At 37.1% G+C, this 15,926-nt stretch carries 8 protein-coding genes; all 8 read left to right on the top strand.

The window, feature by feature from the left end:
- Nucleotides 1–76: 76 nt before the first annotated feature.
- The 8 genes from ACHRV3_RS12195 (at nt 77) to ACHRV3_RS12160 (ending at nt 15,717) form a co-directional block, all read left to right on the top strand.
- Nucleotides 77–1,087 carry a LacI family DNA-binding transcriptional regulator gene (locus ACHRV3_RS12195; protein WP_047776518.1) on the top strand — a complete coding sequence of 337 codons (1,011 nt, stop codon included), beginning with the start codon at nt 77–79 and terminating at the stop codon, nt 1,085–1,087.
- A 305-nt stretch (nt 1,088–1,392) separates the two neighbouring features.
- Nucleotides 1,393–4,482: a SusC/RagA family TonB-linked outer membrane protein gene (locus ACHRV3_RS12190; RefSeq protein ID WP_395434868.1), complete on the top strand. Its 3,090-nt coding sequence runs from the start codon at nt 1,393–1,395 to the stop codon at nt 4,480–4,482.
- A 16-nt stretch (nt 4,483–4,498) separates the two neighbouring features.
- Complete coding sequence (locus ACHRV3_RS12185; protein ID WP_230001811.1) at nt 4,499–6,013, top strand: SusD/RagB family nutrient-binding outer membrane lipoprotein; 1,515 nt, start codon at nt 4,499–4,501, stop codon at nt 6,011–6,013.
- 461 nt (nt 6,014–6,474) lie between these two features.
- Nucleotides 6,475–8,466 carry a glycosyl hydrolase 2 galactose-binding domain-containing protein gene (locus tag ACHRV3_RS12180; protein ID WP_395434867.1) on the top strand — a complete coding sequence of 664 codons (1,992 nt, stop codon included), beginning with the start codon at nt 6,475–6,477 and terminating at the stop codon, nt 8,464–8,466.
- 94 nt (nt 8,467–8,560) lie between these two features.
- Nucleotides 8,561–10,831 carry a GH92 family glycosyl hydrolase gene (locus ACHRV3_RS12175; RefSeq protein WP_395434866.1) on the top strand — a complete coding sequence of 757 codons (2,271 nt, stop codon included), beginning with the start codon at nt 8,561–8,563 and terminating at the stop codon, nt 10,829–10,831.
- A 196-nt stretch (nt 10,832–11,027) separates the two neighbouring features.
- Entirely contained in the window at nt 11,028–13,313 is a 2,286-nt protein-coding gene (locus tag ACHRV3_RS12170; protein WP_395434865.1) for a GH92 family glycosyl hydrolase, read from the top strand.
- A gap of 5 nt (nt 13,314–13,318) precedes the next feature.
- Entirely contained in the window at nt 13,319–14,782 is a 1,464-nt protein-coding gene (locus ACHRV3_RS12165; RefSeq protein WP_395434863.1) for a glycoside hydrolase family 125 protein, read from the top strand.
- 23 nt (nt 14,783–14,805) lie between these two features.
- The gene (locus ACHRV3_RS12160) at nt 14,806–15,717 is read left to right on the top strand and encodes an ROK family protein (RefSeq protein WP_395434862.1); all 912 of its coding nucleotides are present in this window, start codon (nt 14,806–14,808) and stop codon (nt 15,715–15,717) included.
- Nucleotides 15,718–15,926: the final 209 nt, after the last annotated feature.

Genomic DNA, 15,926 nt, shown 5'->3' with positions numbered 1-15,926 from the left:
TACTAAAACGATTTTGTAAACCCTATTTATATATATTTGTCCAAAGCATTATAAAGCCATTTAATAAAAAACGTTAATGAGAAGAATCACTATTAAAGATATTGCCACCGAGGCCCAAGTGTCTATATCTACTGTATCTTTTGTTATTAACGGAAAAGGCGAGAAGATGGCAATTAGTCCGGCTGTTATAAAAAAGGTTCAAGAGGTTGCCGAAAAGCTTCAGTACCGACCAAGTATGATTGCCAGTAGTCTGAGAACGGGAAAAACGAGATCAATTGGTCTTATTGTAGAAGATATTTCCAATCAGTTTTTTGCTGATTTAGCGAGGGTAATAGAAGACGAAGCGAAAAATATTGATTACAGAGTTTTTTATTGCAGTACCGGAGATGATGATCAACGTTGTGAGGAATTAGTGCAAAGTCTTTTGCAGGCCAATGTAGAGGGGTTTATTATCACACCGACAAAAAATTTAGAAAAAAGTATTGATTTGCTTTTAAAATTGCAAAAGCCAGTAGTTTTAATCGATAGGTATTTTGCCAATCAGGAAGTAAGTCACGTCGTGATGGATAACTATGAAGGTTCTTACTCAGCTACGAAATTTCTAATAAATAAAGGACGCAAAAATATTGCCGTTGTCAATACTAAATCTGAAATGATTCAGATGAAATTAAGGGAAAAGGGTTATACAGATGCCCTGAAAGAAGAAGGGATTTATGATGAAGCCCTTACGCTTCACTTAGATTACCATACTGATGAACAAAGCAGAATCGATTCGATTGCGCATTTTTTTCAGCAAAATCCCAAGATTGACGGTGTTTTATTTTTGGCCAATTATATGGGACTTGCCGGTCTTCAGGCCTTTAGAGGAATGGGGTACAGAATCCCGGATGATCTTTCGGTGATCAGTTTTGATGATCATGATAGTTTCAAATTGCATACGCCAACCATTTCTGTCGTAGCGCAGCCCATAAATGATATTGGGATTAAATCGATTGAGCTCTTAATGAGTCAGATGACAGATTTTGATTCCTTTACCGTAGAGAAAGTACTTAAAAAAGGTACATTGATTGTTAGAGAATCGGTTTAGATAACCTATAATTTTTGAAGTTAAAAATAAAAGAAAAAGATAAATTATTGCAGTAGTTTTTTTTTAGTCATTTTACTAAATCGTTTTAGTAAAATCAGTAAACAAAAAGAATCGCTTTTAGTTGCTTCTTTTGAGAAAGAGATACGTAGAAAAAACAGCCGTAAAGCTTTATTTTTCGGACTATTCCGAGAGTTAAACTTGCTGCTTTTTTTCTTGAAATGGAGTTCAAAATTTTTATTAATATTTAAAAACAAACGCGTTAGAAACAAACAATAATCAAAACAATTAAACCAAAAAAAATGCTTATGAAACGAATTTTAGCAGTGTTAGGAATGATATTGTTCAGCAGCTTAGGTGTTGTTGCGCAAAATCGATTAATAACAGGCATAGTGGTAGATGCAGAGAACAAGGGAGTTGTTGGTGCATCGGTTGAAGTACAAGGAAAACAGTTTAATGCCATTACTGACTTTGACGGTCAGTTTAAATTAAATGTTCCTGAAGGTAAAGTTACTTTAAAAATAACTTCTTTAGGTTTTGTATCAAAATCAGTGGTACTTCAAGAAAATGAAAGCAAAATTTCTGTTGTATTGTCAGAGAGCAATCAGGAATTAAATGAGGTGGTAATTACTTCTTTCGGTGTTAAAAAACAAAAGAAAAGTATAGGATATGCCGTTGGAGAATTAAAAGGAGATGAACTGACGAAAAACAAAGAAATTAACTTAGGTAATGCCCTTCAGGGGAAAATTGCAGGGGTTAACGTTTCTGCACCGGTTACGGGACCTTCAGGTTCCAGTCGTGTGGTGATTCGTGGTGCTACTTCGGCTTCAGGGTTTAACCAGCCTTTGTATGTGGTAGATGGTATTCCGATAGACAATACACAGCAAGGAAACGCAGGAATGTGGGGAGGTGCCGATAAAGGTGATGGTATGTCTTCTTTCAATCCGGATGATATTGCTTCGATGTCGGTTTTAAAAGGAAGTGCCGCTTCTGCTCTTTACGGGTACAGAGGATCAAATGGTGTTATCTTAATTACGACAAAAAAAGGAAAAAACGGAACAGGTTTAGGAGTAGATTTTAGCTCAAGTGCAACGTTTAATACCCCTGCAAGTCTTTTGAACTGGCAGGATCAATACGGTGCAGGAGCTCCTGTAAATGGTGTTTATACCAGATTTAGCGATTTGCAGGAACTAAGAGATTCGTACTATTTTGCCTGGGGTGATAAATACGACGGAACAAATTCACTTTCCATAGATGGTGCAACAAGACCTTACAAAGCCTATGGAAAAAACAATGTGGAAAATTTCTACAGAACCGGATTTTCTTTCAGTAATACTTTAGCTATTTCGGGTGGAAATGAAACTACTAATTTCAGATTATCTTTCGGAAACACAAAAGACGAATCTATCTTACCGGGAACAGATTTTGGTAGAAATAACTTGTCTTTGAGTTTAAACTCGTCTCCAAATAAGAAGATCAATGTAGAGGCAAATGCACAGTATATTTCAGAGAAGAGTGATAACAGACCTTACTTGAACGATTCTCCAAGAAATCCTTCTTTCCCGACTGTTTTCCTGACTCCGGGAACAGACATCAGATGGCTTAAAAATGCTTACGATCAAAATGGAGGTGAAGCAGATTATTTTGGTGCGAATGTGTACCATACCAATCCATATTATACTACAGAACAGCCTTTAAACGAGGATCTTAGAAAACGTTTTATCGGTTCAACAAAAGTAACGTATAATATTACAGACAAATTTTATGCAAAAGCGGTTATCGGTGTTGATGATATTAATTATGAATATACTGAAATTGAGCCAACAGGAATCAATTACAATCCTGGAGGATCTTATGAAAACAGAATTGAAAATCGTTCAGAAGTTAATGCCTCCGGTTTTTTAGGTTATAGAGGAGACATCGTTAAAAATCTGTCACTAGATGCTTTTGTTGGTGCTAACCGTCAACATAACAGATACAGTGGTATTAAAATGAAGGGAAATAACTTTATTGTACCATTTGAATATTTCTATGGAAATACACAACCGGACAAAACAGAAAAATTGTTTTCAGAACGTGAAGTAAACTCTCTTTTTTACTCAGCAGATTTGGGATACAAAGATTTTTTATATGTTAGTTTAACAGGTCGTCGAGATTGGTTTTCTACTTTAGATCCAAAAGACAATAGTATTTTTTACCCATCAGTAAGTACGAGTTTTATTTATTCTGAAGTGATAAAATTACCGGAGTGGATGTCTTATGGTAAGCTTAGAGCAGGTTGGGGTAATGTAGGAGGTGGATTGCAGGATGCCTATGCCTTAGACTTAACGTATACAACACCGGACGGACAAACTGATTCGCAAGGACAACCGATTTTAGGTGTTAACGGAGAAACCGTTCCAAATAGAAACTTAAAGCCTTATAATGTAAGTACAATTGAATTTGGTTTTGAAAATACATTTTTCAATAACAGAGTAAGTACAGATTTGACTTTCTACAGCAAAAAAACTACTAAAGATATTGCTGACGCAGACATTTCTCAGGCAGCAGGATACAGAACAACCAAAATTAATGTGGGACAAATCCTGAACAAAGGGGTGGAGTTTGCAATCAACGTAAAAGCGATTAAAACGCCAAATTTTTCTTGGAGTGTTGGATATAATTTTGCTTATAATGACAGTGAGGTTATTAGTCTTTCTGATAAGATTAACACCAAATCATTGGAAGGAAACAGAGACTCAAGAGCTTCTGTAGTTTTAGAAAAAGGACAGCCTTTCGGAGTAATCAAAGCATATGATTATTTAAGAGACAAAAACGGAAATATTGTATTAGGAACTGATGGTAAATTTTTAAGAGGTGATTTAATTATTGCTGGACAGGGAGTAGCACCAACTTCAATGGGACTTTCAAATGATTTTACCTATAAAAACTTCACATTGTCTGTTTTTGTAGATGCTAAATTTGGAGGAGAAATTTATTCGGCGACTAACCAATTGGGAACACGTTACGGATTAGCTCAAAGCACACTTGAAGGTCGTGAAGGAGGAGTTGCCGTATCGGGTACAGATGTAAATGGTAATCCGGTTAACAAACAAGTATCTGCATACGATTACTGGAGAAGTTATAGTGATGTAACCTCAAACTTTGTATACGATGCTGATTTTGTAAAGCTTAGAGCAATTTCTTTTAGTTATAATTTTCCAAGCTCTTTTATCAAGAAATCACCATTTCAATCCATTAGTTTAGCTTTCTCTGCTCATAATTTATGGACGATCTATGATAAAGTTCCGAACATTGATCCGGAATCTAACTATTCTAACAGTAATGCACAAGGACTTGAAAGAGCATCTATGCCTTTGACAAGAAATTACGGTGTAACGCTTAATGTTAAATTCTAATACTAAAAAGTAAAAAATGAAAAATAAATATATAAAAATATTTTGCGTTGCAATAGTTAGTACACTGGCATTAACATCATGCGACAAAGGATTTGAGGAAATGAATACCAACCCAAATGCCTTGACGAAACCTGCGGTAAAATCAATGTTTACCCTGGCTGAAATTTATGTAGACGGACAAGATTTTTCTAATACAAGAGGGAACAATGCTTATGCAGCACAAATTGTACAGCATTTTTCTTCATTGGGTGGACCGGGATCAAAATATACCTATTCTCCCGAATATTCAGGTTCTCTTTTTGGAGAATCGTATGGAAAAGGATTGAATCAGATCATGCAATTGTTATCGGTATTGGAAAATACGCCTGAAAACTCTAATATGATTCAGGCTTGCAGAATCATGAAAGTATTGATGTTTCAGAAATTGACCGATACTTATGGTGAGATTCCTTATTTCGAAGCAGGAAAAGGATATAACGGAAATATCTTTTCGCCAAAATACGATACACAAGAAGCAATTTACAATGATCTTTTAAAAGAATTAGACGAAGCAGGAACAGCTTTAGATGCGAATAAACCGTTTGTTGGTAATGCCGATTTGTATTATCAAAGTGATGTGGCAAGATGGAAAAAATTAGCCAATTCATTAATGTTGAGAGTCGCCATGCGTTTGTCTAAAGTGAACCCTGCGAAAGCCAGAGAATTTGTTGAAAAAGCAGCTGCAAAAGGTGTTTTTACTTCAAATAATGACAGTGTTGTACTAAAACATGATGCAGGTCCTCCGGGTGTTAAAACGAATCCAATTACTTCTTCATGGGTTAGAAATGACTTAAACGGAGGAGAAGCCAACATTAAATACAGCAAAACCTTTATAGATGCGTTGAAAAATACAAATGATCCGCGTTTAAGAATTTATGCTAAATTGGAAGCAACCGGAGATAATTCTCCTGCAAGTCAGCAAGGTCTTGCTAATGATGCTAAAGAATTTCCAGGTGGGGATAAAAAGCTTTTTTCAGACCCGAACACTTCAACAGTATTGCGTTTAGATGCACCAACTTTAATTTTGTCGTATGCCGAAGTAGAATTTATATTGGCAGAAGCAGCAGTTAAAGGCTGGAGTGTTGGCGGAACAGCTCAAAAACACTATGAAGATGGAGTAAAAGCTGCCATGGAGATTCTAACTATTTTTGGTGATAAAGTACCGGCAGTTTCAACTACAGAATACAATGCATATATCGCTGCATTTCCTTTTAAATCTGCTGGGACAGAAGCGCAAAAAATAGAGCAAATTATTGGTCAAAAATGGATTGTTCTATTGTTTAATGGTTTTGAAGCTTTTTCTGAGTACAGAAGAACAGGTTATCCGGCACTGGTTCCTGTTAATGATGTAAACGGAGAAACTCAAGGTACTATTCCAAGAAGGTTAGTTTACGACCAGTCGGAGTTGATAACAAATGCTGACAATTACAAAGCAGCAATTCAACGTCAGGGGCTTGATGTTATGACAACCAGAATCTGGTGGGACAAATAGTTTAAAATATATATTGGTTGGTTTGTTAGAATAAGTCGGGTAATTTCCTTTTACCCGGCTTATCTTTAAATCGTTTATTGATAAGTTCCAAATAGAATTCTTATGGTATGGATTGGATGTATTGCTCTAATGTCTTTTTTTTCGCAGCCGCTAAAATTGCTTTTGCTGAAAAAAAGGGGATTCTTTTTTAATACACTTATAGCAATCACAGCACCAAAAAGAATAGCTTTTAGAACTGTTAATAAGTTGATTTAATATACTGTTACTACAGTTAAATTGATTAAATTGTAGTACAAATTCCCGTTAAATTATGCGCAGTATAGGAAAATGATTTCTGAATATTTTGTTAGTTATTCGTTGACATGTACCCCTAATGAGGAGGGATAATGGTGTAGCGCTTTATTCCTTCTCCTACTGCCAATAATTAAAATTCATATACTATTAATTTATTCCGAAATAAAATGAATTTAAAAAAGCACTTTTACAGCGTAATCTGCCTTGGTCTTATCCACTTTTCATCGGTAGTTACGGCTCAGAATATTGATTTAAAAAAGGATTGGAAATATCGTGAAGAAAAAACACAAAATTGGTATCCCGCGACTGTTCCCGGAGAGATACATACCGATTTGTTGAATAATAAAACAATCCCCGACCCATTTTACAGGGACAATGAAAAGAAAGTGGTTTGGGTAGAACGCAAAAACTGGGAGTATAAAACGACTTTTCAGGTAGCTGCAGCAACGCTAAAAAAGAAAAACACCGAACTGGTTTTTGACGGACTGGATACTTATGCCACCGTTTATCTTAACAATCAGTTGGTCTTAAAAGCCGATAACATGTTCCGTCAATGGCGTGTAGACGTCAAAAAGGTGTTAAAGTCAGGAAACAATGATTTGGTGATTGTATTTCAGTCCGCACAAAATGTGGTTGATTCTCTTGCTAAAAAAGACCTGCCTTTTGTAATTCCCGATAATCCTCGTGCCTATGTTCGTAAAGCACAATATCATTTTGGATGGGATTGGGGACCAAAATTCACAACCTGCGGAATATGGAAAACCCCACGATTAGAAGCCTACGATAAAAAAGAGGAGGAGAAATCGTATGTACTAAACCGTAAAATCGAATTGGTACAACAGCCCGATAGTCTTGGTAAATCATTTTACTTCAAAATTGATGGTAAACCGGTATACATGAAAGGAGCCAATTATATTCCTTCGGATGCTTTTCTTTCCAGAGTAACCAAAAAAGAGTACGAAAAGGTAATTGCGATGGCAAAAGACGCCAATATGAATATGCTTCGTGTTTGGGGTGGCGGAATTTATGAAGACGACTATTTTTATGATTTATGCGATAAGAACGGAATTTATGTCTGGCAAGATTTTATGTTTGCCGGTACAATGGTTCCGGGCGACAAAGCCTTTTTTGACAATGTAAAAGAAGAAGTGAAATACCAGGTGAAACGTTTGCGCCACCATCCAAGTATCGTTTTGTGGTGCGGTAATAACGAAGCCGATGAAGCCTTTAAAAATTGGGGATGGCAAAAAAGTATGAACATGTCCAAACAGGATTCCACCCGTTTGTGGCACGATTATGTTCGGTTGTTTCAGGACAGTATTCCAAAATGGGTAAAAGAAGTAGACAATAAGCGCCCTTATATTAGTTCTTCACCTTTATTTCATTGGTCTAAAGAAAAAAGTATTACCGAAGGAGACAGTCATTACTGGGGAACTTGGTGGGGACTGGAAGATGTTGAAGTCGTAAAGAATAAAACGGGTCGTTTTGTGAGTGAATATGGCATGCAGGCCATGCCCAACTATTCGTCTATAGAAGCCTTTACGTTACCGGAAGACCGATATTTGTATTCAGACATTTTACAAGCCCATCAAAAAGCAGGGAAAGGTTTTATAAAATTAGATTCCTATTTAAACCGGTATTTTATAGACTCCACTAAAATTAAAAAAATGAATGTGGAAGATTATACCTATCTGACCCAATGTTTACAGTATTATTCTCTTAAAAATATTATAGGTATTCATCGTTCTAAAGCCCCTTACAATATGGGAACTTTAGTTTGGCAGCTCAACGATTGCTGGCCGGTAGCAAGTTGGAGCGTGACCGATTATTACAACCGCCAACCCAAAGCAGCCTGGTATGCCATGCGTGAAGCTTACAGGGATGATATCACGCCTCAAATAGATCTGACTCGTCCGATTGATTTGCAGTTGGAGGACCCCAAAATAAGTTGGCAGATCAAAGGAAATAAAGTGGTTTTAAAAGCGACAAAGGCCGCAAAATATGTATACATTTCTGTAAAAGGATACACCGGAAAATGGAGTGATAATTATATCGATATGACCGCCGGAGAAGAGAAAACACTTTCATTTGAAGGTAAAATTGCAAACCCCGATATTAAGGTTGTTTCTCTATACGATGTTTTGAAAAAATACAAATAATGTAGAGACGCACTGCTGTGCGTCTCCACACACACGGTAGAGACGCACTGCTGTGCGTCTCTACGGGAACGTGTCACCCAAAATAAAAATAAAAATGAATAAAAGATACCAACACATTGTTTTCTCAATAATGATGCTGATTAATTTATCGGCATTCGCACAAGAAATTAAAAATAAAACCACCAATCACCCGACTGATTATACCGGTTATGTAAATCCTCTTATAGGATCCGCCGGTCATGGGCACGTATTTGTTGGAGCCAATGTTCCTTTTGGGGCGGTACAGTTAGGACCGGTAAACGTTTTTGAAGGCTGGGATTGGTGCAGTGGTTACAACTATGCGAGTAATACGATTTTAGGTTTTACACATACCCATTTGAGCGGAACAGGAATTGGAGATTTAAACGATATTCTTTTGCTACCCGTATCCGGTAAAGTTGCCCTTACCAAAGGAACAAAAGAAGATATGGTAAACGGTTACGGTTCGTACTTCTCACACAAAAACGAAGTAAGCAAACCCGGATATTACAGTGTTTTATTAGACAAATACAAAATCAAAGCAGAACTAACCGCCAGCGAAAGAGTAGGTTTTCATAAATATACTTTTGATTCCGCTACCGATTCACACGTTTTACTGGACCTTGCGGACGGAATCGGATGGGACAAACCGGTTAAAACATTCATAAAGAAAATAAACGAAACAACACTTGCAGGATATCGTTATTCTAAAGGCTGGGCCAATGATCAGCGCATTTATTTTACAATCGAATTTTCAGAGCCAATGGCGGCTGTTACTTTATATGACAGCATTTCTCCTGTAAAAGGAAATGAAGGCGAAGGCTTGAAAATGAAAGCCATACTAGATTTTAATACCTTAAAAAACAAACAGGTTTTGGTAAAAGTGGGGATTTCTCCTGTAAGTTATGAAAATGCTGCAGCTAATATAAAAGCAGAGATACCAAATTGGGATTTTGATCAAGTAGTAAAAGAAGCAAATGACAAATGGAATAAGGAACTGCATAAGATTCAGATAAAAGCAGACGATAAAACCATGAAAGTTTTTTATACAGCATTGTATCACACCATGTTTGCACCGTCTATTTTTAATGATGTCAACGGAGATTACCGCGGAACCGATAAAAAAGTATACGAAAAAGCCAATTTTACCAATTACACGACTTTCTCACTTTGGGATACCTACCGTGCTTTGCACCCTTTGTATACCATTACACAACCGGATAAGATCAATGACATTGTTAAATCGTTCTTAGCCATTTATAAACAACAAGGCAGACTACCGGTTTGGCATTTAATGGGGAATGAAACCAATACAATGAATGGGAATCATTCCATAGCAGTAATTGCAGACGCTTATCTCAAAGGATACAGAGACTACGATACAGCATTGGCTTACGAAGCCATTAGAAAAACCGCCATGCAAACACGCGATGGGATGGATTACGTTCAGAAATTGGAATATATTCCCGCAGATAAAATGTTAGAATCCGTTGGAAATGCTTTAGAATACGCCATCGACGATTACTGTGTGGCGCAAATGGCAAAAGCACTAAACAAAACAGAAGACTATGTTTATTTTACCAAAAGAGCCAATTTGTACCAACTTTATTTCGATAAAGAAACCACATTTATGAGAGGTAAATTAACAGATGGAAATTGGAGAACGCCTTTTAATCCGCTTTCTTCTGCACATCGCAAGGATGATTATGTAGAAGGAAATGCCTGGCAATATACCTGGTTAGTTCCTCAGGATCCTTATGGGTTGATTGCTTTATTTGGCAGTGAAAAACAGTTTTTAGATAAGTTAGATTCCTTGTTTTTAATTACAGATAAAGTAGAAGGCGAAGAAATTTCTCCCGACATCAGTGGTCTAATCGGACAATATGCACAAGGAAATGAGCCTAATCACCATATTCCGTATTTGTACGCCTATGCCGGACAACCTTGGAAAACTGCAAAATTAATTCGTGAAATCGATGATAAATTTTATTCAACCAAACCCGATGGTTTATGTGGTAATGAAGATTTAGGTCAGATGTCCGCTTGGTATGTTTTCTCAGCGATGGGATTCTATTCTGTTAATCCTGCCAACGGAATTTATGTTTTGGGAAGTCCATTAGTAAATAATGCCGTAATCCATCACAAAGAAGGAGTTTCCTTTACTTTAAATGCCGTAAACAACAGCAATATCAATATGTACATCCAAAAAGCGGAATACAACGGAAAGCCTTACACCAAATCGTACATCACACACGATATGATCGTAAAAGGAGGAGAACTGAAATTGTACATGGGCAACAAGCCTTCACCAACTTTTGGAGTAAATAAAGAAGACAGACCTATGTAACTAAACATTCCTAACAGGTTTTTAAAACCTGTTAGGTATAACGGTTAATAGTCGCAGTCACAGTCGCAGTCACAGTCACAGTTTGCAGTTTCAGTTCAAACTAATCCTGCAAAGTTATTAAAACCTTGCAATTATATAAAAATAGAGCCCACAGCTTACATTTTAGAAACCACATTTCACATTTAACAATACTACCATGAAAATAAAGAGTTTAATTTTTTTAGGATTAGTGCAATGCAGCCTTTTTGTAAGCGCACAGGTGAAGACCTTAGATCCTGTAGAATATGTAAATCCTTTAATGGGAACACAATCTTTACCCAATCTTTCTAACGGAAATACCTATCCGGCGGTTTGCAGACCGTGGGGAATGAATTTCTGGACACCACAAACGGGAAAAATGGGTGACGGATGGGCTTATACCTATACAGCAGAAAAAATCAGAGGATTTAAACAAACCCACCAGCCATCGCCTTGGATGAACGATTACGGACAATTCTCGATTATGCCGGTTACCGGTAAATTAGCTTTTACCGAAGACGAACGTGCCAGTTGGTTCAGTCATAAAGCAGAGGTTTCAAAACCGTATTATTACAGTGTTTATCTCGCTGATTATGATGTTACAACAGAAATAACTACCACAGAAAGAGCGGCTCATTTTCAGATTACATTTCCGGATAACGAAAATTCGTCTATTGTAGTGGATGCTTTTGATAAAGGCTCTTATATTAAAATTATTCCATCCGAGAATAAAATTGTTGGTTACACAACCCGCAACAGTGGGGGTGTTCCGGAGAATTTCAAGAACTATTTTGTTTTACAGTTCGACAAACCTTTTTTGACTAATGCCACTTGGAATGAAAAAAAACTGGAAAAAGGGAAGTTAGAATTTTCGGGAACTCACGTAGGTGCAGTAGTTGGTTTTAAAACTAAAAAAGGAGAAAAAGTAAATGTAAAAGTAGCTTCTTCCTTTATCAGTTTAGCTCAGGCTGAATTGAATTTAAAAAACGAATTAGGCACCGCTTCTTTTGATGAAACCGTAGCAGAATCTAAAAAAGAGTGGAATAAAATTCTAGGAAAAATAGCAGTAGAAGACAACAACGAAGACCAATTAAGAACTTTCTACTCTTGTTTGTATCGTACAGTTTGTTTCCCTCAAAAACAATATGAAATTGACGCAGAAGGAAAAACAGTGCATTACAGTCCCTACAACGGAAAAGTTGTACCGGGTTATATGTTTGCAGGAACTGGATTTTGGGACACTTTTCGCGCCTTATACCCTTTGTTAAATTTAGTATATCCTTCTATAAACAAAGAAATGCAGGAAGGTTTGCTAAACGATTACAAAGAAGGCGGTTTTTTGCCGGAATGGTCCAGTCCAGGTTTTAGAAATGTGATGGTAGGGAACAATTCAGCTTCTGTAGTTTCGGATGCTTATATGAAAGGATTGCGAGGTTATGACATCAATACACTGTACGAAGCTTTACTGCATGGTGCCAATAATGAAGGTCCAATGGATGCAGTAGGAAGAAAAGGGGTGAACTATTACAATACTTTAGGTTATGTTCCTTACGATGTGAAAATTAATGAAAATGCCGCCAGAACACTGGAATATGCCTATGATGATTTTGCGATCTGGAAATTAGCGCAAGCATTAAATCGTCCGAAGAAAGAGATTAAGTTACTCGAAAAACGAATGATGAATTATAAGAACCTGTACAATCCTGCTATTGGACTAATGAGCGGAAGAAACAAAGACGGAAGTTTCCCGGCGAATTTCAATCCGTTTAAATGGGGAGATGCTTTTACTGAAGGCAACAGTTGGCACTACAGCTGGAGTGTATTTCATGATGTTCAAGGTTTAATTGATCTCATGGGTGGAGCCAAATCTTTTACAGCCAAGCTGGATGCAGTATTCACTACACCTCCGGTTTTTGATGATAGTTACTACGGATCGGTAATCCATGAAATTCGTGAAATGCAAATTATGAATATGGGACAATATGCACACGGAAATCAACCGATTCAACACATGATTTACCTGTACAATTATGCCGGAGAACCTTGGAAAACCCAATATTGGTCCAGAGAAGTCATGAATCGTTTGTACAAACCAACTCCGGATGGTTATTGTGGTGATGAAGACAACGGACAAACTTCGGCCTGGTACATTTTCTCGGCAATGGGATTTTATCCGGTATGCCCCGGTACAGAAGAATATGTTCTTGGCGCACCCTTATTCAAGAAAACAACCTTACAATTAGAAAACGGAAAACAGCTTATAATAGAAGCTCCAGGTAATTCGGCAAACAATAAATATGTAAACGAATTAAAGTGGGACAATACAACCTATACAAAAAATTACATCAATCACTTTGATGTATTGAAAGGTGGAGAATTAAACTTTGAGATGAGCAGTTCTCCTAATTTGCAAAGAGGCACAACCGCCGGAGCGTATCCTTATTCTTATTCAACTTCAAAATAAAATTTATGCAATCACGTAGAAAATTTATAAAAAATACAGGAATTTTTTCAGCTGGACTATTGGCCATTCAAGCAAATGCTTTTGGACTAAATTCGGATGATTTTCAGTTTACGGTTAAAGATTTTGTGAGTAAAAGACCTCCGTTAGCAGAAAGAAAATTTACCAGTGAAGCAGTCGAAGCGGCAATTGTCAGAATTAAAAAACAAATCGCAAATCCCGAATTGGCTTGGTTGTTTGAAAACTGCTTTCCCAATACATTAGATACCACAGTAGATTTTGAAATCATTGACGGAAAACCCGATACCTATGTAATTACAGGTGACATTGACGCCATGTGGTTGCGAGACAGTACAGCGCAAATCTGGCCTTATATTCCGTTTGTAAAAGAAGACCCTAAATTGGCCGAATTGGTCAAAGGAGTAATCAACCGTCAGGCAAAATGTATCCTATTAGATCCGTACGCCAATGCTTTTTATAAAGATTTTACTAAGGAAAGCGAATGGAAAAATGACCTGACTAAAATGCAGCCCGGTATTCACGAAAGAAAGTGGGAGATTGACAGTTTGTGTTATCCCGTTCGATTGGCGCATGGTTATTGGAAAGAAACCGGAGACATCAGTTTGTTCGACGACCAATGGAAAAAAGCGATGTTATTGATACTGCAAACTTTCAAAGAACAACAGCGTTTAGACGGAAAAGGAGGCCCATACAGTTTTCAGCGTCAAACGGCCTGGGCCACAGATGGGGTTCCATTAGCGGGCTACGGTTATCCGGTAAAACCTTGTGGCTTGATTGTGTCAACGTTCAGACCAAGTGACGATTGTACTTTGTTGCCTTATTTAATTCCAAGCAATATGTTTGCGATTGAAATATTGGGTTATCTGATTGAAATATTCTCTTTGCCGGCACTAAAAGACACTGATTTAGTGGCCAAAGCAAAAGAATTAAGAGAGCAGGTAAAAAAAGGATTAAAGGAAAACGGAATTATAGACCATCCGAAATTCGGAAAAATTATTGCTTTTGAAGTGAACGGATACGGTAGTTTTCACATGATGGACGATGCCAACGTTCCTTCTTTACTGTCATTGCCTTATTTGGGAGCAATCGCACCAAACGATCCTTTATATCTTAATACCCGAAAAGTGGTGCTTTCAGAAAACAACCCTTTTTTCTACAAAGGAAAAGCAGGAGAGGGGATTGGGGGTCCGCATACAGGAGTAGATACAATTTGGCCGATGAGTATTGTGCTGAGAGCAATTACAAGTGTTGACGAGAAAGAAATACAAGCCTGCATTAGCAATCTGATCAAAACAAATGCAGATACCGGATTTATGCATGAATCTTTTCATAAAGATGATGTTGCAAAATTTACCCGAAAATGGTTTGCTTGGGCAAATACCTTATTTGGCGAGATGATTGTTCACACCAGTAACAAATATCCACAAATTTTAAAGAATAAAAATATTTAAAGAAGCAAGTTAAACGAGGAAAAATGAATACACCACACGCCATTGGGCTAGATATAGGGGGGACACATATTACAGCAGCAGTTATCGATATAACAGAGATGAAAGTTATCGACTACTCTCTGCAAAAAGAATCTTTTGACTCTAATTTACCGGTTGATCAGGTTATGACCATTTGGGAAAAAGCAATTTCTGCCGCCATAGAAAATTCTAAAATTGAAAGTATGGCTGGTTTAGCAGTGTGTATGCCCGGTCCGTTTGATTATCAGGAAGGGGTTTGCTGGATAAAAGGACAATCCAAATACGAACATTTTTATGGATTGAATGTTAGAAATCTGCTTTTGGACAGTCTTAGTCTCTCAGCCGATTTTCCGGTACTTTTTGAAAATGATGCCGTTTGTTTTGGAAAAGGAGAGGTTTTCAAACAGAAAGAAAACTTGTCCAAAAAAGTAATTGCAATTACGCTGGGTACGGGCTTAGGTGCTTGTTTTATTGACAAAGGAGTTTCGGTAACCACAGGAGATTTGGTACCCTTAGACGGAGAAATATACAATCTGCCATATAAAAATGGAATAGCCGAAGACTATGTTTCGGTACGTGGGCTTATATCCCATTATCATGCTTTAAGTGGTACAACACTCAATAACGGGTTGGAATTGTATAATTTGGCTATTAAAGGAGATCAATTAGCAATCAGCGTATTCGAAAAAATGGGTACTGATTTAGCAGCAATTGTTATTCCGTGGATACAAAATTTCAGTGCGGATCACATTATTATCGGAGGTAAAATAGCCAATGCCGGTGCTTTATTTTTGCCATCCTTTATGAAAAGCGTAAAAGAAGCCGGTATCGAAGTTCAGGTTTCTGTTTCGAATGACAATGAAGCCGCTGCATTGTTAGGAGCGGTAAGTTTGCTTTGTACATCGCATTCTAAATAATAACAAGAGGACTAAAAAGAAATCAATAGAGTACAATAACGAAACGCATTTATAGGCAATTGTGACTAATGAATAAGTGATTTAATTCTTATTTGACGTTTGTGTCTGAAAATTAATCGATTCAGGAAAATGAATTGAATTGTTTAAAGGATTACTCGGAATAACCGAAAGCGACGTAAGTAAATAAGTAAAAAGTGCTGTTAGAAAGG

The organism is Flavobacterium sp. FlaQc-49 (assembly GCF_044005985.1).
Lineage (GTDB): Bacteria > Bacteroidota > Bacteroidia > Flavobacteriales > Flavobacteriaceae > Flavobacterium > Flavobacterium cupriresistens.
Note: the sequence above shows the minus strand (reverse complement) of the source record. Positions and strands in the feature narration are given on the sequence as shown.

Excerpts from the sequence above, each read along its gene's own strand:
- ACHRV3_RS12180 (WP_395434867.1), top strand. The coding sequence starts at position 6,475 with ATGAATTTAAAAAAGCACTTTTACAGCGTAATCTGCCTTGGTCTTATC.
- ACHRV3_RS12165 (WP_395434863.1), top strand. The coding sequence starts at position 13,319 with ATGCAATCACGTAGAAAATTTATAAAAAATACAGGAATTTTTTCAGCT.
- ACHRV3_RS12185 (WP_230001811.1), top strand. The coding sequence starts at position 4,499 with ATGAAAAATAAATATATAAAAATATTTTGCGTTGCAATAGTTAGTACA.
- ACHRV3_RS12170 (WP_395434865.1), top strand. The coding sequence starts at position 11,028 with ATGAAAATAAAGAGTTTAATTTTTTTAGGATTAGTGCAATGCAGCCTT.
- ACHRV3_RS12195 (WP_047776518.1), top strand. The coding sequence starts at position 77 with ATGAGAAGAATCACTATTAAAGATATTGCCACCGAGGCCCAAGTGTCT.
- ACHRV3_RS12160 (WP_395434862.1), top strand. The coding sequence starts at position 14,806 with ATGAATACACCACACGCCATTGGGCTAGATATAGGGGGGACACATATT.
- ACHRV3_RS12175 (WP_395434866.1), top strand. The coding sequence starts at position 8,561 with ATGAATAAAAGATACCAACACATTGTTTTCTCAATAATGATGCTGATT.
- ACHRV3_RS12190 (WP_395434868.1), top strand. The coding sequence starts at position 1,393 with ATGAAACGAATTTTAGCAGTGTTAGGAATGATATTGTTCAGCAGCTTA.